The organism is Porphyromonas sp. HMSC065F10, from assembly GCF_001808555.1.
Lineage (GTDB): Bacteria > Bacteroidota > Bacteroidia > Bacteroidales > Porphyromonadaceae > Porphyromonas_A.
Genome location: NZ_KV793752.1, coordinates 2,474 through 21,954 on the forward strand (window position 1 = coordinate 2,474; position 19,481 = coordinate 21,954).

Below are 19,481 nucleotides of genomic sequence, written 5' to 3' on the forward strand. Positions count from 1 at the left end.
CGGTAAAAGAATTCTCTAATATCGGTATTAGATAAAGGGGAGATCCTGGTCGCTCCGGGGGATGATTTCGTGGCGATGTGAAAGGTGGTGAGAGAAAAAAAGGTACATTTGTGACTGTAAGGTCACACCTTGTAGATGGGTGTGGACCTTGACGTGTGAATAAAATAATTGGTAACCAGATATATAATCAAGCTATGGCAGTATCAGAAAGCTTAATCGCCTCTGCACGTGAGAGAGCCCGCAAGTGGCTCTCTGAGGACTATGATGAGGAGACTCGCCGTCAGGTGCAGCAACTCTTAGACGCTGAGGATCCTTCGGCGTTGGTCGATGCCTTCTACAGGGATCTGGAGTTTGGCACCGGAGGTATGCGTGGCATCATGGGTGCCGGGACCAATCGTATGAATAAATACAATATCGGTGCTGCCACTCAAGGGCTCTCCAATTACATGATCAAGGAGTTTGGCGAGGACGCTGACCTTAAGGTGGTCGTAGGCTATGACGGACGTCACAATAGTACGGCCTTTGCGCGTATCGTGGCAGATGTCTTTACTGCCAATGGCATCCGGGTCTACCTTTTCAAGAGTCTTCGCCCCACGCCGATGATCTCCTATGCGATCCGCCACTTCGGCTGTCAGAGCGGAGGGATGGTAACCGCCTCACACAATCCGCGTGAGTACAATGGATTTAAGGTCTACTGGGAGGATGGCGCTCAGATCATTGCTCCTCATGACAAGAATATCATCGGTGAGGTCAATAAGATCCGCTCCGTACGTGACATCAAGTTTGAGGGACGAGAGGACCTGATCACACTCATTGACGAGAGCTTTGATGAGCAGTATATCAATGATCTGCTGACGACCCGCCTGACTCCTGAGGCGATCAAGGCTCACCACGACCTCTGCATCGTCTATACACCGCTCCACGGTACCGGTAGTCAGATCAATGTCCGCGCCATGGAGGATGCAGGATTTGACAACATCCATCCGGTCAAGGAGCAGATGGTCGTTGATGGGGACTTCCCTACGGTGGACTCTCCCAATCCGGAAAACCCTGAGGCAATGAAGATGGCGCTTGACCTTGCTCATAAGGTGGATGCCGATCTTGTCCTCGCCTCGGATCCCGATGCGGATCGTCTCGCTGTGGGGTGTAAGGATAATGAGGGGAAGTATGTCCTACTCACCGGTAACCAGACCTGCCTCCTCTATGCTTACTATGCGATCAAGCGGCATCAGGAGATTGGTGACCTTTCGGAGAGTGACTACCTTGTCAAGACCATCGTGACCACCGACCTGATCCGTAATGTGGCTGAGGCCGGTCACGTTGAGCTCTACGACTGCTACACAGGCTTCAAGTGGATTGCCAGCGTGATGCGCCAAAACGAAGGCACCCGTCGCTACCTCGGTGGTGGTGAGGAGAGTATCGGCTACCTATGGGAGGACTTTGTCCGCGACAAGGACTCTGTCTCGGCTTGTATCATCATGGGTGAGATCTTTGCCTGGGCTCTGGAGCAGGGCATGACTCTCTATCAGCTTCTTGATAAGATCTACCTCGAGTATGGCTACTCCGTCGAGAAGACCATCAGTGTGGTACGTCCCGGCGTGACCGGCGCTCAGGAGATCGAGGATATGATGAAAAACTTCCGTCACCACCCTCTCAAGGAGCTTGCAGGTGAGCAGGTGACCGAGGTGCTGGACTACTCCACGCTTGAGGGCAGAGATCAGGTGAGCGGCGAGACCTATACCCTCGACTTCCCCACCACTTCCAACGTCCTTCAGTTCTTTACCGCCAGTGGCACCAAGCTCTCTGTCCGTCCCTCGGGTACGGAGCCGAAGATCAAGTTTTACATGGAGGTGCATGCCTCCCCTAAGGATCCCGCTCAACTGGCTGAGGCACGTCGCTCCTGCGATGAGCGTGTAGAGGCGATCCGTAAGCAGCTCGATATCTGAGTAATTAGATCAAGTTAATATTATAGTCAAGGGATGGGAGAGCGGTATGGAGCTGTCTCTCCCACCCCTTTCTGTATAACGGATGAAAGTCTGTATTGCTGAGAAACCCTCCGTTGCTCGCTCCATTGCTGCTGTCCTGGGTGCCGGCGAGGCACACGATGGCTATATGGAGGGCAATGGATATAGAGTCACCTGGACCTTTGGTCACCTCTGTGAGCTGAAGGAGCCGGCGGAGTATGCCACACGGTGGCAGCGGTGGAGTCTCGTCCATCTGCCGATAGTGCCGGAGCGCTTCGGGATCAAGCTTAAGGAGGACAGCGGCATCAAGCACCAGTTTGACGTCATCCGCAGACTGGTATCGGAGGCCGATGAGGTGATCAACTGTGGTGATGCCGGTCAGGAGGGAGAGCTGATCCAGCGCTGGGTACTTCAGCTGGCAGACTGCAGGGTCCCGATCCGGCGTCTCTGGCTCTCCTCTATGACTGAGGAGGCTATCCGAGAGGGCTTCGATCACCTGCACGACTCTGCCGAGTATGAGCGACTCTACTATGCCGGCATGACGCGAGCGATCGGAGACTGGCTCCTTGGGATCAATGCGACTCGCCTCTATACCCTTAAGTATCGGTCGGGAGACTCTCGCCGCTTACTCTCTGTGGGACGTGTGCAGACGCCTACTTTGGCCCTCATCGTCGAGAGGGCGGAGGAGATAGAGCACTTTGTCCCCGAGCCCTATTGGGAGATCAAGACGATCTACAGGGAGACCGCCTTTGCTACCACCGCAGGGCGATATAGCACGGTCGATAAGGCGCAGAAGATATTGGATAAGATCACGGGTAAGCCCTTCTCTGTCACAAAGGTGACGAAGAAGAAGGGGAAAGAGGCTCCTCCGCATCTCTTTGACCTTACCTCTCTCCAGATCGAGGCGAATAAGAAACTGGGACTCTCAGCCGATGAGACTCTCAGTACGATCCAGGCACTCTATGAGCGAAAGTTGGTTACCTATCCACGTGTAGATACCACGTATATTACTGAGGATGTCTATGCAAAGTGTCCTGAGATCCTTAATAACCTCTACCAGAGGTATCAAGTACTAAGAGACCTTATTGCCCCGCTGGGGCACAAGAAGCTACGTAAGCTAAAAAGTGTCGTCGACAATAGTAAGGTGACAGACCACCATGCGATCATACCGACCGGTGAGGGTGGGGTGTTTACCGGCAACGAGGAGCAACAGATCTACGACCTCATCTCGAGACGATTCCTCGCTGCCTTTTATCCCGACATGCAGTATGAGCAGACGACGGTCCAGGGAGCAGTCGAGGGCGTACGCTTTCGTGCCGGCGGGCGGGTGATTACCGACCCTGGGTGGCAGGCGGTGGTGAAGCCCGATGAGGATAAGGAGTCTCAGGACGAAGAGTCGACGACTGCTGTGATGCCTTCTTTTGTTGAGGGGGAGCAGGGACCACACCGACCGGAGCTGCAGGAGAAGCAGACCCGCCCACCCAGAGCCTACACTGAGGCAACCCTCCTCAGGGCTATGGAGACTGCCGGTAAACTGGTGGAGAGTGAGGAGATGAAGGAGGCGCTGAAGCAGAATGGCATCGGCCGCCCATCCACTCGTGCTGCCATCATAGAGACGCTCCTCAGTCGCGGATATATCCGCAAGCAGCGTAAGACCTTGCTCCCGACTCCCGTTGGGCGGGAGCTGATCCATATCATCCGGGACGATATGCTCAAGAGTGTGGAGCTGACCGGTCAGTGGGAGAGGAAGCTACGCCAGATAGAGAGTGGCGAGTATGATGCTCGGCAGTTCATCTCCGACCTTACTCAGAAGGTTACCAGGATGGTCACTGAGGTGATCCGGGATCCTCGCACCATGAGTGCTCTGATCGAGGAGGAGAAAACCGCTGTGTCGGAGAAAGGAGAGGAAAAAGAAAAGAAGAAACGGCAACGCCGCTCCTCCTCTCAGTCTCGTAAGCCGGCAGATGCTCCTCTCGGCGAGGGAGACCTCTGCCCAAAGTGTCGTAAGGGACATCTGCTTCGTGGGCGGACAGCCCTTGGTTGCTCGAGGTATGCGGAGGGGTGTGACTACCGACTTCCCCTTCCCGAGGAGTGACTCTAGACCAAGCCGTACTCTACCTCTGTACAAACGCGCTCGATCATAGCGTCCCGTCCATAAGGGTCGTAGTCAGCCTTTAGAGAAGCGCCAAAGAACTTGGCAAACATATTCCAAAATCCTGCTGCAAAGCCACCGAGGAAAGAGTCGATCAGCTCGTAAGACGTGCTATTTGTCTCCCTCGTGATGAGCTTAAGTAGGAGCTTACCCTGGCGGAGAGTGAGCTTTTTCATCTCCGGCTTATATTGCTCGTAGAGCTCCTTCTGCATCCGCTTGAGGTGTGCCTCGCGAGCCTTATCATTTGGCAGCGTCTGGAGGTACTCATACGTCTCCATCATTGTCTCGCTCACCATCTTGGCGTAGGGGAGGGTGATCTTGACGTCTCTCACGAGACGATTATAAGCCCTGCGCTCCTCGGGCGTTGCATACTTCATCTCTCGATAGATAGAGACCGGACCGAGGTCCACAGTCGGGAGAGTCTCGCCGTACTCCGTCCGGACCGGTACCAAGAATCCCTGCACCTTTTTCCCCTCCTTTGAGATCTGCTTCAGCTCCTCTCGGAGAGACTCCTGAGCCTCTCCCAGCGCTGAGGTCAGCACCAGGGTGAGGAGTGATAGGAGGACCCGATAGGCGGCACGAAGCCTAAGAGGATGCACAAGTAAATAGTTCATAGTCATTAAGTCGAGGACGTGTGGTACGCCCCCTTATCTACGGCACAAATATACGCAAAAAGCCCCCTCTTGATTCGCTCAAAGGCTGATTATAAGGGAGATTTAGGAAAAAGGAGAAAGTATAGTCTTTTTTACAATATCAGGAGTGTCCCTGCCATCACCGCCATACCTGAGATCACGCCGAGTATAGCTTGGTGGTGCTTCCCATACCGCTCTGCTGCAGGGAGCAGCTCGTCGAGAGAGATGTAGATCATCACGCCGGCGATGACCGCATTAGTGGTATGGAGTAGGGCGGGTGTCAGGTAGGGCTGTAGGAAAAGGTATCCCACCAATGCACCGACCGGCTCAGCCAGTCCGGAGAGGACACCTAAGAGCAGCGCTCGTGAGCGGCTCCCGGTGGCGTAGTAGATCAGGACCGAGACAGAGATGCCCTCAGGGATATTGTGGATCATGATTGCCAGCATGATCGGCAGAGCGGTAGTGGGGGAGGATAGCGCGGAGAGGAAGGTGACCATTCCCTCAGGGAAGTTATGTAGCGTAATGATGAGACCGCTCATCAGCCCGATCCTCCTCAGCCCCTCCAGAGAGTGCTCCTCACCGATCCGCATCTCCTCCACCCCGTGGATCTCATGAGGATTTTCCGTCTCAGGGATTGCTAAGTCAATCAGCAGTGTTGCCACTATGCCGCCAAAAAATGCCAGCACCGCATATAGCTCCCCTATGGGGCCCCATGTCTCCACGAGAGAGACCCGCGCCTGAGACAGCAGCTCCACAAAGGAGATATAGATCATCACCCCAGCGGAGAGTCCCAGTCCAATGCAGAGGAGCGACCTGTTGGTTCGCTTGGAGAGAACTGCGATCACGGCACCGATGCCGGTGGAGAGCCCTGCCAGCAGGGTCATCATCAGGGCGATGGTAAAATTGCCTTCCATAAATAATCAGTGGTGTATCAGTGTCATCGTCAGTCCCATAACGAGCAGTCCCATGAGGATCCCAAGGAGAGAGGCATGGCGCCTGTCGTAGCTGTAGGAGGCGGGGATCAGCTCGTCGAATGAGACGTAGACCATAATGCCGGCAACAAGGGCGAGCATCAGCCCGAGGGAGAGAGGCGACTCCATTGGTCCGGATAGGAAAGCTCCGAGGACAGCCCCGATAAGCTCCATCGCACCCGAGAGAAGGCAGACCAGCAGTGCCCTCATACGCCCATATCCGGCATAGTATATAGGTATGGCGATCGAGAGCCCTATCGGGATATTGTGCATACCGACGGCCAGCATGACAGGGATCCCCTCCATGGGTGCCTCCGTCGCTGTCAGGTAGAGCATCATCCCCTCGGGTATGTTGTGTATTGAGATGGCAACCGCTGCCACCAGTGCGGAGATGAGGAGGGAGCGCTTCTCCTCAGTATCCTCCTTCATCATCCTCCCATCGCCGTGATGGGTATGGTGCGCACTCCCGGGCAATAGTCTGTCAAGTAGAGCCATCGCTGCCATCCCGCCGGCGAAGCCCCCGAGAGCCAAGAGGTGCCCCCGCTCTCCATAGAGCGAGGCCAACTCCTCGCACGCCTCAGGGAGTAGACCCTGTAGAGCCAAGAATAGGAGGACGCCCCCTGCGAGCCCCATCCCTAAAGCGAGGAGCCGATCCTCGTGGGAGCCCCTTCTGCCGATGAGTGCCAAGGCGCCACCGAGGGGTGTCGCCATACCGGCTCCCAGGGTCAGCAGCAGTGCGTAGAGGTCAATGCTCATAGATCAGTATCTGAACTTCGATGTCGGGAGGGTATATGTGTCGGAGCCGGATACCCCCTCGTCAGCCTTCATTGACAGAGTGTCCTTGAGCCTGTCAAGCCCGATCCTATGCGACCCCTTGAGCAGCCATACACTCTCATCCGGCACCTCGATCACCTCCAGAAACGACCTAAGCCCCTCGATGTCTCGGAAGGCCATTGTCTCCGGTGAGGCGAGACGGTAGAAGGATTCGCCCACATAGAGCGTTGTGATCTCCGGCTCACTCTCCATCAGTCTCATAATCTCCAGATGCTCCTCGTCCGAGACATCGCCCAGCTCCAGCATATCACCGAGGATGGCAAACTTTGCCGGCTCCGGTGCGGTAAATAGATTTTCAATGGCTGCTCGCATTGAGGATGGATTGGCATTGTAGGCATCCATGATCAGTGATATGTGGCGCGGAAGCCTGACCACCTGAGAGCGGTCATTGGTCGGCGTGTAGGACTCAATCGCATTGGCAATCGTCGGCATGGTGAGCCCAAAGGTCACCCCGACTGCAAAGGCTGCGAGGACGTTGTGGTAATTGTATCGCCCCACGAGATGGGTAGCGATATCCTGCTCGCCAAGGCTGCAGCTGATCCGGAGGGAGAGGTAGGGCTGCTCCCTTAGGATCGTTGCCTTGAAGTCCGGCTCCCTGTCGTATGAACCGTCTGCGAGACCATAGGTCACCTGAGCCTCATCGGACCACCGCTCGCGCAGGAGTGGGTCATCGAGATTGAGGAAAACGACTCCCCCGCTCTCGTAGGCTCTCTCAGCGAGGATGCTCTTCTCTCTCAGCGTCCCCTCCAGTGAGCCAAAGCCCTCAAGGTGCGCCTTTCCGATACCGGTGATCAGGGCGTGGGTCGGGCGTGCAATGTCGGCGAGTGGAGCCATCTCGCCCGGGTGATTGATCCCGATCTCCACTACCGCTATCTCGTGCTCGTCATTGAGGCGTAGGAGTGTGAGCGGCATACCGAGGTGGTTGTTGAAGTTGCCCTCCGTGTAGAGGACCTTGTACCTCTGAGAGAGGACGACAGCGCAGAGCTCCTTCGTTGTTGTCTTGCCGTTGCTCCCGGTGATGGCGATGAGGGGGATCTTGAAGCTTTCTCGGTGTCTCTTAGCAAGCTGCTGCAGAGCGAGTAATGTGTCCTCGGTGTAGATGCAGCGCTCGTCCCGCTCGGCGAGAGAGGGATCTGAGACCAGCGCCACGGCAGCGCCGCGCTCCAGTGCAGCCTCTGCAAAGGTATTTCCGTCCACACGCTCCCCGGGGAGGGCGACAAAGAAGTCTCCCTGCTCTACCTGCCTGGAGTCGGTGCAGATAGACGGGTGCTCTAAGAAGACCTTGTAGAGCGACTCTATATCTTGATTATTCATATCCTTTTATCTCTAATTCTTGACAAAATTAGTCTAAAAGAGGTCCACCCGCAAGTATAGCTCCTATTTCCTCAGGGGTGACGCATTTGAGTTTCTCGGCTAAGCAAACCGGACCCATAGGGGTCCTCTACTGGTTAGCCTCTCGTGAGATAACGCTCCTCGACAAAGGACACCCGAAAGGGATTCTTCGTTTTCCACTCTTCACAATGAGTTGAATGCCTTCTGCAGAGCTAAAATGCGTCTCCGCCCGGAGCCTTCTCCTCACGGGACTGCAGTGCCACCCCTATGGGACCGCAGTGCCACCCCTACGGGACTGCAGTGCCACGCCTACGGGACTGCAGTGCCATCCCCACGGGACTGCAGTGCCATCCCTACGGGACTGCAGCCTCTCCCACAAGAGAGAAGGATCACCCGGCTGCGTGGCACCTCGGCAGGGGTGTTTTCTTCTTAGTTGTAAAGCTCAAATGCGTCACCTCTGCCTATTCCCTTACCATATGTTGGGGTGTGTCACGAGAGTTCGCCCCGGTCGGCAATCCTGAGGAGGTCGCCAAAGACACCGAGCGCAGTCACCTCGGCACCCGCTCCCGCCCCGCGGATGACAAAGGGTAAGTCACCATAGCTTTCGGTGTAGATCTCGAAGCAGGAGTCCGCACCACTGACCGAGCCGAGGGCGCTCTCGGCAGGAAGGCTTCTGAGACCGCAGGAGAGGTGGGTGGCATCGGTGCCGTCCCCGATAGTCAGTTCTCCGACATATCTTAGCACTTCCCCTTGAGAGGTGCTCGAGAGACTCTCGAAGTAGGACTGAGCCTCGTCCAGCCGCTTCATAAAGTCGTCTGCTGAGCAGTCCCTGAGAGACGATGGAACCAAATTCTCTACTTCAATGTCTGACATCTCTGCCGCGATGCCCACCTCACGTGCGAGGATAAGGAGCTTGCGTGCCACATCGAGACCATTGAGGTCCTGCCGTGGGTCCGGCTCAGAGTAGCCGAGACGGGCAGCGGAGCGTATCGCCTCCGCATAGGAGGTGCTGTCGCTGAGTGAGGAGAGGATGTAGCCGAGGGTGCCACTGAAGAGGCCCCTGATGCGGGTGATGCGGTCGCCGGAGAGGTGCAGGAGCCGGAGGTTGTCGATCAGGGGTAGTCCGGCTCCCACATTGGTCTCATACCTATAAGTCCGCCGGTGATCCCGCAAGATCTCACGCAGCCGGAGGTAGTCGGAGTAGGGACCGGTATTAGAGATCTTATTGGAGGAGACGAGATCATAGCCCTGCTCGGCGAGCTCGCAGTAGCGAGCAGCGATGGCAGGCGAAGCGGTGTTGTCGATGACGACTACATTCTCTAAGTAATTCTCGTCCGCATAGCGGATGATCTCGCGGATCGGGTCGTCGGAGGCGGGGGCGGCAGCCTTTCGCTTCCTCCAGTCGGTACCGATGCTCTCCTTGTCGAGGAGGAGCTGCCGGCTACTGGCTATGGCGAAGAGACGGAGGTCGACGGCTTTGTCGGAGAGGATCCGCGCCCGCTCTTCGGTCACCCGGTCGAGGAAGGCGCCCCCGACGGTGCCGTGACCGACACAGGCGATATGGATCCGCTTGGCGTGGGCAAACATCTCCCCGTGGATCACATTGAGTGCCTTCGGTACCTCTTCGTCACGGACGAGGAGGAAGAGGGTGTCACCGGTGACGGCATTATTGACCAGTAGGGGTGTGATGCCGTTTCGGATAAGGGCGGAGTAGGGATGGTCAAAGCCGGAGAGGCTGACACCGATGAGGGCAATGACGGAGAGCCCCTTCGTTGCCTCAATCGTGGGGCGGTGGACGTCCCGCTCAAACTCTCGCCTCAGTGCTGCCACGGCGTGGTCCGCTTCGCTCTCCGCCACGACGAAGCCGACACCGCGCTCCGTCGATCCCTGGGAGATGATCCCGGTGCTGATGCCCTCGTCCTTGAGGACGGAGAAGATCCTGGCATCAAAGCCGGGGAGCCCCTTCATCTCGTGCCGCTCAAAGTGGATCAGAGCCTTGCCGGAGAGGGCAGCGATGGCTCTCGCCTGCCGGGAGGCTGGAAGGAGATGGACGAGCGTCCCCTCTTGTCGGCATCCCTCGGGGCTAAAGGAGTCGAGTATGCGGAGGGGGATCTGCTTGGCAGCAAGAGGGTCGATCGTCTTGTAGTGGAGGATCTCCGCGCCCAGCTGGGAGAGCTCAGCAGCCTCGGTGTAGGAGAGCTCGGGGATCTTGTGCGCTGAGAGGACGATGTCGGGGTGAGCGGAGTAGATGCCGTCGATATTGCTGTAGTTGTCAAGCTGAGAGGCATCAAGGAAGTTAGCGAGTAGAGCAGCTGTGTAGTTGCTTCCATTTCTTCCGAGGGTTGTCCGCACCCCCTCGTTGCTTCGGGCGATGAAGCCGGTCACGATCGGGAGGGTGTCGGCGGGGAGGTGGGCAAAGTAGCTGCGCGTCTTATCCTCCGACTCCTTGAGCTCCACATTTGCCTCACCATAGGAGTCGTCGGTGACGATGAGTTCGCCGGCGTCGATCGGCAGTGCGTGAGGTAAGAGACGGGCAATGTGGTGGGCGGAGAAGATTTCCCCAAAGGAGAGGACCTCATCCAGTGTCTTGGCACTGCACTCTCCAAGGAGTTCGATCCCCTCGAGGAGCCTGGTAAGTCGATCTGAGAGTCCTTCGGTCCCCTCTCCTTGGTCAGCAAGGAGCCGGTGAAGGCTCTCCCGCCAGGGTTTCCCGGCTTCGGCGAGGTGAGCCAGCCCAAGGAGACGATCCGTAGTCTTGCCTCGAGCGGAGACGACGACTAAGGGAGGAGTGTCGTCAGCCTCGGCAATTTCTTGGATGATATTGAGGGAGAGACGGAGTGGCTCTCCATTAGCGAGGGACTTGCCCCCAAACTTTAGTACACGCATACTATACTATTGTCATACTTGGATTAAGGGAAGAAGGGACTCATGATCCGGCAGAGCTGGTCATACTCGATGAGGAAGGCGTCGTGACCATGGTCGGAGGCGATGGTGTGGAGCTCAGCTCGCTCTTTGCCGAAGTGCTTGAGTCCCTCGACAGTCTCTTGAGCAACGAAGTAGGGGAAAAGTCGGTCGCTGTCAATGGCGACGAGGTGGATGTCTGAGGCGATCCGTGACAGCTCTTCCTCGCTCTCCGCTGCATGGATCGTGGAGGTGAGGAAGGTCATCACCCTGTAGGCACTCAGGCTGAAGCGCCCCTCCAGTGTACGACCATGGTAGTCGAGCCAATCAATCACCTTGGGGAGTCTACTATCCTCCACCTTTTTTCCCTCAAAGCGTCCGATGAGGGACTTCGGTGTACGGTAGGTGAGCATGGCGTGGACCCGCGCATCGTGGATGGGGCGGTCGGAGTGCTCCAGTATCAGTCGCTGTACTTCGGTCTGAGCGAGGAGCCAGTCGGAGGCCTTGTAGTCCGTGGCGATGGGGAAGAGAAGGTCCGCCAGCGTGGGCTCGAGGGTGGCGATCTGCCAAGCGAGACCACCACCGAGACTGGGCCCGATGAGTGCGTAGAGGTGATCGACACGGAGCTCCCTCAGCACGAGCAGCCAGAGGCGAGCCACGTCCTTCACATTGAGTAGACGGGGATCATCCAGTGGAGCAGAACCGGCATATTCATTTCCCGGGATGTCGATCGAGAGGATGGTGTAGTGGGCAGTGTCGATCGTCTGTCCGAGTCCGATGAGTTTTGCCCACCAGCCCTCCGGACCGGAGACAGCGGAGTTGCCGGTAAGGGCGTGACAGACAAGCACGATGGGAGTACTGCCGAGGGAGGGTCCCTCCACTTGGTAGGTGAGGGTGATGGAGGGGATACTCTCGCCTCGCCAATTGGTGAAGTCCGAGAAGGTTACTTGTCCGAGCATATCTGATCGAGTGCGCTTTGTAGATCCTTTTTTAGGTCCTCGATGCTCTCCAGACCGATGGAGAGACGTATGAGATCGTCTGAGATGCCGGCCTGGCTGAGCTCGTCCTCGGTCATCTGGCTGTGGGTAGTGCCGGCGGGGTGGGTGATGAGTGACTTGCTGTCACCGAGATTGGCAACGAGGGTGAAGAGTTGAGTACTCTCGGTCACCCTGCGAGCTGCGTGATACCCGCCCTTGGGTGCAAAGGTGAGGATACCGCCACCAAAACCATGAAGCGAAGTGGTGCAGAGATCATTCTGCTCGTGGGAGGGAAGAGCGGGGTAGCGGACCCAGGCGACCTTAGGATTTGCCTCAAGCCACTCAGCCAGCTCACGAGTGTGATCACTGATGGCGTGTGCCCTCAGCTCAAGCGTCTCCAGCCCCTTGATCATCTCGTAGGCGTTGAGGGGGCTGAGCCCGGTGCCGAGATCCCTGAGACCGATGGCTCGAAGTGCCGTGATGAGTGCCTGGGAACCAAAAGTCTCTGTGAAGGAAATGTTATTATAAGTCGGGCAGGGCTCAGAGAGCTCAGGGAAGCGACCGCTGCCCCAGTCGTACCGACCGGAGTCGATGATCGCACCACCGAGTGTCGTGCCATTGCCGCAGACGATCTTGGTGAGAGCAGAGGTGAGGACATCGGCTCCCTCGCTGATGGCGTGGCTGATCCCCTCGGTGAGAGTGATGTCAGCCACGAGGGGCAGTCCATGGCGGTGAGCGACCTCAGATACCACGGGGATATTGGTGATGGTGAGCCGTGGGTTGCTGAGCGTCTCGCAGAATACCAGCTTCGTGCTCTCGGTGATGGCGGCCTCCACTTCTTCCACATTATTAATGTCTACAAAGGTGGTGGTGATGCCGAAGCGGGGGAGGGTAGACTCCAATAGGTTGAAGGTCCCACCGTAGATGCTATTGGAGGCGACAACGTGGTCCCCGGATCGGAGCAGGGTGAGGAAGAGTGTGCTGTGGGCACTCTGTCCGGTGGCGGTAACTACTGTACCGACGCCGCCCTCGTATGCAGCGAGCCGCCTCTCGAGGACATCCACGGTGGGGCTTCCGAGACGGGAGTAGAGGAAGCCCTCCTTGCGGAGTGCAAAAATGTCGATCGCCTCCTGCGAGTCAGCGAAGGCGTATGCGGTCGAGGCTACCAACGGGACGGACACCGCATGGTGACCCGTGGCAAGAGGATCGTAGCCGTAGTGAAGTGCAATAGTCTCCGGAGAGTACTTTGGCTGGATAGTGTGTGACATAATGATAGGGTGTAGTGTATGTGATGATAAAAGTGAAGCGAAACCTAACTGAGCTGTTGGCTCGTCGGTTTCGCCTCGTGTGTATGAATGTTGACTTCCGAAATTGTTATGAGATCAATTGTGGACACGACAGAGCCGACGAGTGTACGCTGTACATTCGCATCATCATCAGGGGCAGCATGCTGCTTGGGGATATGATATAGCTCTTTTGTCTCATAACACTTGACTTAACAGTGCGACAAAGTTACGAAAATACTTTTATGTAGCAAATTTATTTGCGTCTTATTTTTAATGCGGAATAAAATTATATCGTTTTGGTGATTTTTCGGAATATGTTTGTATTGTCTTTGAGGGGGGAATGTCTTGCTCAAGGTAGAGAAAAATGAGTTACCTTTGGATGCTGGTAATATAACTCACGAAATAACACCCTATGTTTACCTCAATAACCGTAGCTGAGAAGATTGCTAAGCTCCTTTTGGATGCTCATGCAGTGTCGCTTAATCCTGAGCACCCTTACACCTGGGCCTCTGGCTGGCATAGTCCCATCTATTGTGATAATAGAGTGACGCTCTCCTCGACGGAGATCCGGACACAGATTGCTGATGCACTGGTGGCTCTGATCAGGGAGAAATTCCCTCAGGTCACAGCTGTCTCAGGTGTTGCCACGGGTGGCATTCCACAAGCGGCTCTTGTCGCTGATCGCATGCGCCTACCGCTCTCCTATATCCGCGCAAAGGCTAAGGACCATGGTATGCAAAATCAGATAGAGGGGGCTATAGATAAGGATGCCAAGGTGGTGGTTATCGAGGATCTTATCTCTACAGGCGGTAGTAGCCTCGCAGCAGCGAAGGCGCTACAGGCAGCTGGGTATGAGGTGCTCGGACTGGTCGCCACCTACTCTCATGGCTTTGCCGTTGCAGAGGAGGCCTTTGCTGAGGCCTCTATCCCGATGTTCACCCTCAGCGACTACGATCATGTGGTTGCAGAGGCAGAGAGGAGAGGATTTATCCACAGCGATCAAGTGGAGACCCTTAAGGAGTGGCGAAAGGATCCGGCTAACTGGGGTAAGTGATAGACTTAGAATAGAAGATAGTAATGCAGGTAATCAATAGCAGACCATTTACCATCAAGAAGGATATAGACACCGTGTTTGATCTGGCTGGGGAGCCTGAGTCAGCTCGTCACTTCTTGAGCAAGGTGGGGGACAAGCCGATGTTTAAGGATGTCTCTGTGGCAGATGACGCCATCAGTGCCAAGCTTCCTCTCGTAGGTGACATTACCCTCCGTCGCCATCGTATGGAGAAGCCCTCTCTCGTCAGCTACAAGGCTGAGGGTGCCCCTGTACCGGTGGAGCTGGTGCTCAACTTCCAGCCCGAGGGCGACAATACCCAGGCTCAAGTCTCTCTCGAAGTAGAGGCTCCCTCCTTCGTTGCCGGCATGGTGAAGACCAAGATCCAGCCCCTGCTGGACAAGATGGCCGATAGTCTCGAACACTTGGACGTGGATCGCTTCCTTGGGAAGAAGTAAGTCAGTAGTACCTTACAGCCTATTCACTATAGCCACAACTCTGATACTGGCTGTGAGCGTGCTCTCTTGCGGACATCTCAGCTCAGACACTCAGATACCGGATACGTTGCCGGACCTTCCTGTAGCGTACACCATTGACCTTATGTCCGCTGAGGGGAGGTCCATTGCTTCCCCCCAGACTGCTATCCTTATCCGCACTCCTCGACAGCAGAGTGATTTGCTTGGTGTGGGAGGGCTGATAGTTTGCCACGGACTTCCGGGTGAGGTGGAGGGCGGAGGCTATGCGGCCTACGATGCCCAGTGCCCCCTCTGCTATCCCACAGTAGGGATAGTCATACCGGATCAGACTCCGGCTGAGGAGACGCTGATGTCTGCTACCTGCGACCACTGCTTAGCCGTCTACGATCTCTCACTCGGTGTGGGACAGCAGATCCGCAGGGAGCTACCGCCGGCTGTGCTAAAGCGCTATCCGACCCTGCTGAGGGGGAGAAACTTGCTGATTGGCAACTAAGATGAAGAAGAGATCACGATGAAAGGTCTGCTGGTGAAGCGGGTGAAAAAGGCAATTGCTGACGATAAACTGAGGTAGACCATGACTGAGAAACAGAAGACTCAGTGGGTGCTTAGGCTTTGGCGCCGACTGGGGAGGATCCCCCTTAGGAGACTATACAAGCTGTCTGATTTCTTGGCTTGGGTGGTCAGGGATGTAGTCCGGTATCGTAGAGAGGTAGTGGATCACAATCTTCAGATAGCCTTCCCAGAGCTTACTAAGGAGGAGAGACGAAAAATTGCGAAGGACTTCTACAGCTACTTCTGCGACCTGATACTGGAGGCTCCGAGGATGATGACTTGGTCAGAGGAGGAGATGAAGGAGCACATCACCTTTGAGGGCATAGAGCAGATCTTGGAGGATGCAGCTGGTGGACGCAATTTCACTCTGTACATCGGGCACTATGGTCAGTGGGAGTGGATCCCGTCCATAGCTCTCTGGCTCCCAGGGGTCACTTGCGCTCAGATCTACTCTCAGCTCCACGACCCAGTCTCTGACAAGGTCATCCTCGCCAATCGGCAAGCTCATGGCAGTAAGTCGGTCGAGATGAGGGATACGCTGCGGTATGTGCTCTCAGCAAGACAGTCAGGAAAGCCCTTCGGGGTGGGGTATGTGGCTGACCAGTCTCCTTCATCAGACAAGCTTCATCACTATATCGACTTCTTTGGTCGGCAGGTGCCTACGCACGTCGGGGCAGAGAAGATCACAAGGAGGCTGGGGCTGAGTGCTTACTTCCTCGATATGCATCGCGAGCGGAGAGGTTATTGGCGGGTAAGAGTCGTCGAGATGCCCTATGACATGGAGGACGACCAGGGGGACTTCTCTCTCACGCAGCAGTTTTACGTCCTCTTAGAGGAAATGATAAGGAGGGAGCCAGCTTATTATCTATGGAGTCATAAGCGCTTCAAGTACGAAAAACGCTGAAATGACGAAAGGAAAAAGCAGGACGCAAAGCACTAAGGTTTTGCGTCCTGCTTTTGATTTGATAGAGATATTAGCCCAGTCGCTCAATAGCGTACCGGACTCTTTGCTTGGTTTCCTTGACACCGATGAAGTCGATGATGTCGTAGATGTAGAGCCCTATCGCTTCTCCTACGAGTGCCACTCTGAGGGCGTTCATCACCACTCCTATCTTATAGCCTTTCTCCTCAAGCCAGCCGTGAGTCTTCTCATCGAGTAGCTTCACATCGAGAGGTTTAGGGAAGGTGTCAATATACTCCATGTACTCTGTGAGCTGCTTAGCGCTATCTTCCTTCCACCGCTTCTTGACAGACTTCTCATCAAAGTCAGTCGGAGCTTGGAGGAGGTAGCCTGTCTGCTCGACGACATCCGGAAGGAGGGTCAGTCGCTCTCGTGTCAGATCAAGGGCACAGACCAGCCTATGGTGGTCACAAGTGATGCCGGCCTGCTCAAGGTACGGCATACAGAGGTCGGCTAAGCGGTCAAGGTCGCAGATCCGGATGTACTGCTGATTGAACCACTTTCCCTTCTCGTAGTCGAAGCGGGCGCCACTCTTATTGACACTGCTGAGGTCAAATCGACGGATGAGGACATTCATCGGCATAAGCTCTATGTCATCTCCTGGATTCCACCCTAGGAGAGCGAGAAAATTAACCACTGCCTCAGGCAGGTAGCCGCTCTCGCGATATCCCGGACTCACAGCGCCGTCCTCGGGTGACTCCCAGAGAAGGGGGAAGACCGGGAAGCCAAACTTGTCCCCATCTCTCTTGCTGAGCTTGCCACTGCCCTCCGGCTTAAGCAAGAGAGGCAGGTGCGCAAAGTGAGGCATCTCCGCCTCCCAGCCAAAGGCACGATATAGCAAGACATGGAGAGGTGTGGAGGTTACCCACTCCTCACCGCGTATGACGTGAGAGATCTTCATCAGGTGGTCATCCACAACGTTGGCTAGGTGGTAGGTAGGCAGATCATCGCTCTGCTTGTAGAGTACCTTGTCGTCAAGTTCCGATGAATTGATGGTCACTTCACCACGTACCATATCGGTGAAGCTGATCGCCTCTCCCGGCTCTATCCGAAGTCGCACAACGTAAGGCACACCCGCTTGCTCCAGCTCATCGCACTCGCTCTCGGTCAGTGCGAGGGAGTTGCGCATTCGCATGCGGGTCGATGCATCATACTGAAAGTTCTTAGTACTCTCACGAGCCTGCTCCAGCTCCTCAGGGGTGTCATACGCCTTGTAGGCCTGACCGCTATCCAATAGCTCACGGACATACTTACGATAGATGTCCCTGCGCTCACTCTGGCGGTAGGGGCCGTACTCACCTCCCACACCTACACCCTCGTCTATATGGATGCCAAGCCACTTAAGGGACTCGATGATGTAGTCCTCTGCTCCGGGGACAAACCGACGTGAGTCGGTATCCTCGATCCTCAGGAGCATTTTCCCCCCTTGATTTTTAGCAAAGAGGTAATTGTATAGAGCCGTTCGTACCCCTCCGATATGGAGTGGCCCTGTAGGGCTGGGAGCAAATCGCACTCTTACCTGTGATGGAGTAGTATCAATCATGTCTGTATTCTTATCTTTCGTTCGTTCGCTCAGCATCGTATGGGGTGATCAGTAGGGATCTTCGTCGTGCATTCTCCCTCCGGCATCGCTCTCCGGCTCCTCATCAGTATCGAAGGACTCCTCAGTATCATCTTCGCTCTCATCAAGCTCGACCCCCTGTAGGGTGCGATTGAGATTCTGCTCCACGAGGGGAGAGACTGCCTCAAAGTTGTTGATCGTAATGCTCTTCCAGATCAAGTCCTTGAGCTCTGCTACTCCCTCTCCGGTGACGGAGGAGAAGAAGCAGACCGGCACTCCGTCAGGAAGGGTTGCGCTGATCATCTCCTTGAGATCCTCATCGATGAGGTCAGACTTTGAGATACCCAAGACCCTATTCTTATCCAGCAGCGAGGGGTTGTACTTCTCCAGCTCTCCCAGCAGTATCTCATACTCCTCTGATATATTGTCAGCATTGGAGGGAATGAGGAAGAGTAGGGCGGCATTGCGCTCGATATGGCGGAGGAAGCGGAGCCCCAGCCCCTTACCCTCAGCAGCACCCTCAATGATTCCGGGGATGTCTGCCATCACGAAGGAGCGACCATCGCGGTACTTCACGATGCCGAGGTTGGGTACCAGTGTTGTGAAGGGGTAGTTGGCCACCTTGGGCTTGGAGGTGGTGATGGCAGATAGGAGGGTTGACTTCCCTGCATTAGGGAAGCCTACCAGTCCCACGTCAGCCAGTAACTTCAGCTGGAGTATCACCTCCCGCTCCTCGCGCGCCTCACCTGGCTGGGCAAAGCGGGGTGCCTGATTGGTCGAGGTGGCAAAGCGGGTGTTTCCCTGTCCTCCACGGCCTCCCTTGAGGATACGGATCTCCTCTCCGTGCTCTCTCACCTCGGTGATATAGTCTCCGGTGTCAGCATCGTAGCAGGCGGTCCCGAGTGGGACATCGATGTAGATATCTTCTCCATCGGCACCGGTACGATTGTTCTCACCACCGCTCTTGCCATTCCCTGCAAAGATGTGACGATTGTAGCGGAGGTGAAGTAGCGTCCAGTAGTTCCGGTCGCCCCTGAGATAGACATCCCCTCCACGACCGCCATCCCCTCCGTCAGGTCCGCCCTTAGGACTCCGCTTGGATCTGTAGAAGTGGACACATCCCTGACCTCCCTTGCCACTCCGGCAATAGATCTTTACGTAGTCGACAAATCCTGACTCAGCCATAGCACTTATTATTCTTTAGAGGATGTTTCTTCTCATTACGAGAGAGCGATCTGTTGCTCTCTCGGATTAGGCAACGTGGCTATCAATCGCCTTGATGATCCGCTCTGTGATCTCATCGATGCTACCCTCACCCTCTACGGCAACGTACTTGCCTTGCTTGGAGTAGAAGCTGCGGACCGGCTCAGTCTCGCTATGGTAGACCTTAAGTCGCTCACGTGCTGACTCCTCGTTGTCATCAGCACGGCCGGACACTTTCCCTCGCTCCAGGATACGACTGATCAGCTCCTCTTCGCTGACCTGTAGCTCCAGCAGGAGGGTGACGCTCTCACCATGAGTCCTCAGCATTGTGTCCAGCGCCTCAGCCTGAGCTACAGTGCGTGGAAAGCCATCGAAGATGATGCCTGCATACTCACCGGGATCCTTGATATGCCCCTCCATGATACTCACGATGGTCTCATCGGGTACGAGGTGTCCCTCGCTGATGAGCCCCTCCACCTTCTTCCCCAGGGGAGTTCCCTTCTTGATCTCTGCACGCAGGAGATCCCCTGTGGAGATGTGATTGAGGTTGTAGTGCTCCTTGATGTGTGCACTCTGAGTACCTTTGCCGGAGCCGGGAGCCCCGAATATGATGATATTTAGCATGATA

The 19,481-nt window shown here is 55.7% G+C and carries 16 protein-coding genes; 6 read left to right on the forward strand and 10 right to left on the reverse strand.

The annotated features are described in order from the left end of the window. The first annotated feature begins 194 nt into the window (after positions 1–194). Entirely contained in the window at positions 195–1,946 is a 1,752-nt protein-coding gene (locus HMPREF2890_RS01435; RefSeq protein WP_070464305.1) for a phospho-sugar mutase, read from the forward strand. An 82-nt stretch (positions 1,947–2,028) separates the two neighbouring features. Further along, the gene (locus tag HMPREF2890_RS01440) at positions 2,029–4,059 is read left to right on the forward strand and encodes a DNA topoisomerase 3 (RefSeq protein ID WP_070464307.1); all 2,031 of its coding nucleotides are present in this window, start codon (positions 2,029–2,031) and stop codon (positions 4,057–4,059) included. Between the two features lie 2 nt (positions 4,060–4,061). Here HMPREF2890_RS01440 and HMPREF2890_RS01445 read toward each other — a convergent pair whose 3' ends face one another. From HMPREF2890_RS01445 to HMPREF2890_RS01475, 7 genes are all read right to left on the reverse strand, one after another. Continuing rightward, positions 4,062–4,730 carry a DUF4294 domain-containing protein gene (locus HMPREF2890_RS01445; RefSeq protein WP_371325790.1) on the reverse strand — a complete coding sequence of 223 codons (669 nt, stop codon included), beginning with the start codon at positions 4,728–4,730 and terminating at the stop codon, positions 4,062–4,064. Between the two features lie 131 nt (positions 4,731–4,861). Continuing rightward, positions 4,862–5,662, reverse strand: coding sequence for a zinc transporter ZupT (gene zupT, locus HMPREF2890_RS01450; protein WP_070464309.1), 801 nt, complete (start codon positions 5,660–5,662; stop codon positions 4,862–4,864). Between the two features lie 6 nt (positions 5,663–5,668). Further along, positions 5,669–6,475 (reverse strand): ZIP family metal transporter, encoded by an 807-nt coding sequence (locus tag HMPREF2890_RS01455; RefSeq protein WP_070464310.1) that lies wholly within the window; start codon positions 6,473–6,475, stop codon positions 5,669–5,671. Positions 6,476–6,478: 3 nt separating this feature from the next. Beyond that, complete coding sequence (gene murF, locus HMPREF2890_RS01460) at positions 6,479–7,867, reverse strand: UDP-N-acetylmuramoyl-tripeptide--D-alanyl-D-alanine ligase (protein WP_070464313.1); 1,389 nt, start codon at positions 7,865–7,867, stop codon at positions 6,479–6,481. Positions 7,868–8,374: 507 nt separating this feature from the next. Continuing rightward, entirely contained in the window at positions 8,375–10,771 is a 2,397-nt protein-coding gene (locus HMPREF2890_RS01465) for an aspartate kinase (RefSeq protein WP_070464315.1), read from the reverse strand. A gap of 23 nt (positions 10,772–10,794) precedes the next feature. Continuing rightward, on the reverse strand, positions 10,795–11,745 hold the full coding sequence (locus tag HMPREF2890_RS01470; RefSeq protein WP_070464317.1) for an alpha/beta fold hydrolase: 951 nt from the start codon (positions 11,743–11,745) through the stop codon (positions 10,795–10,797). Beyond that, positions 11,730–13,031 carry an O-acetylhomoserine aminocarboxypropyltransferase/cysteine synthase family protein gene (locus HMPREF2890_RS01475; RefSeq protein ID WP_070464319.1) on the reverse strand — a complete coding sequence of 434 codons (1,302 nt, stop codon included), beginning with the start codon at positions 13,029–13,031 and terminating at the stop codon, positions 11,730–11,732. Before HMPREF2890_RS01475 ends, HMPREF2890_RS01470 begins: the two co-directional genes overlap by 16 nt. Before the next feature lie 430 nt (positions 13,032–13,461). Here HMPREF2890_RS01475 and pyrE point away from each other — a divergent pair, with 430 nt between their 5' ends. The 4 genes from pyrE (at position 13,462) to HMPREF2890_RS01500 (ending at position 16,032) form a co-directional block, all read left to right on the forward strand. Further along, on the forward strand, positions 13,462–14,103 hold the full coding sequence (gene pyrE / locus HMPREF2890_RS01485; RefSeq protein ID WP_070464324.1) for an orotate phosphoribosyltransferase: 642 nt from the start codon (positions 13,462–13,464) through the stop codon (positions 14,101–14,103). Between the two features lie 23 nt (positions 14,104–14,126). Beyond that, positions 14,127–14,558, forward strand: a complete 432-nt coding sequence (locus HMPREF2890_RS01490; protein WP_070464327.1) for a hypothetical protein — start codon at positions 14,127–14,129, stop codon at positions 14,556–14,558. 106 nt (positions 14,559–14,664) lie between these two features. After that, positions 14,665–15,069: a hypothetical protein gene (locus tag HMPREF2890_RS08925; RefSeq protein WP_168160397.1), complete on the forward strand. Its 405-nt coding sequence runs from the start codon at positions 14,665–14,667 to the stop codon at positions 15,067–15,069. A gap of 81 nt (positions 15,070–15,150) precedes the next feature. After that, on the forward strand, positions 15,151–16,032 hold the full coding sequence (locus HMPREF2890_RS01500) for a lysophospholipid acyltransferase family protein (RefSeq protein WP_083289729.1): 882 nt from the start codon (positions 15,151–15,153) through the stop codon (positions 16,030–16,032). A gap of 70 nt (positions 16,033–16,102) precedes the next feature. Here the strand turns inward: HMPREF2890_RS01500 and gltX are convergent, their stop codons facing one another. The 3 genes from gltX to HMPREF2890_RS01515 form a co-directional block, all read right to left on the reverse strand. After that, positions 16,103–17,632, reverse strand: coding sequence for a glutamate--tRNA ligase (gltX, locus tag HMPREF2890_RS01505; RefSeq protein WP_070464334.1), 1,530 nt, complete (start codon positions 17,630–17,632; stop codon positions 16,103–16,105). A 48-nt stretch (positions 17,633–17,680) separates the two neighbouring features. Further along, a complete protein-coding gene (gene obgE / locus HMPREF2890_RS01510; RefSeq protein WP_070464336.1) occupies positions 17,681–18,835 on the reverse strand; it encodes a GTPase ObgE in 1,155 nt (384 codons plus the stop codon). A 66-nt stretch (positions 18,836–18,901) separates the two neighbouring features. After that, on the reverse strand, positions 18,902–19,477 hold the full coding sequence (locus HMPREF2890_RS01515) for an adenylate kinase (protein WP_070464338.1): 576 nt from the start codon (positions 19,475–19,477) through the stop codon (positions 18,902–18,904). Positions 19,478–19,481: the final 4 nt, after the last annotated feature.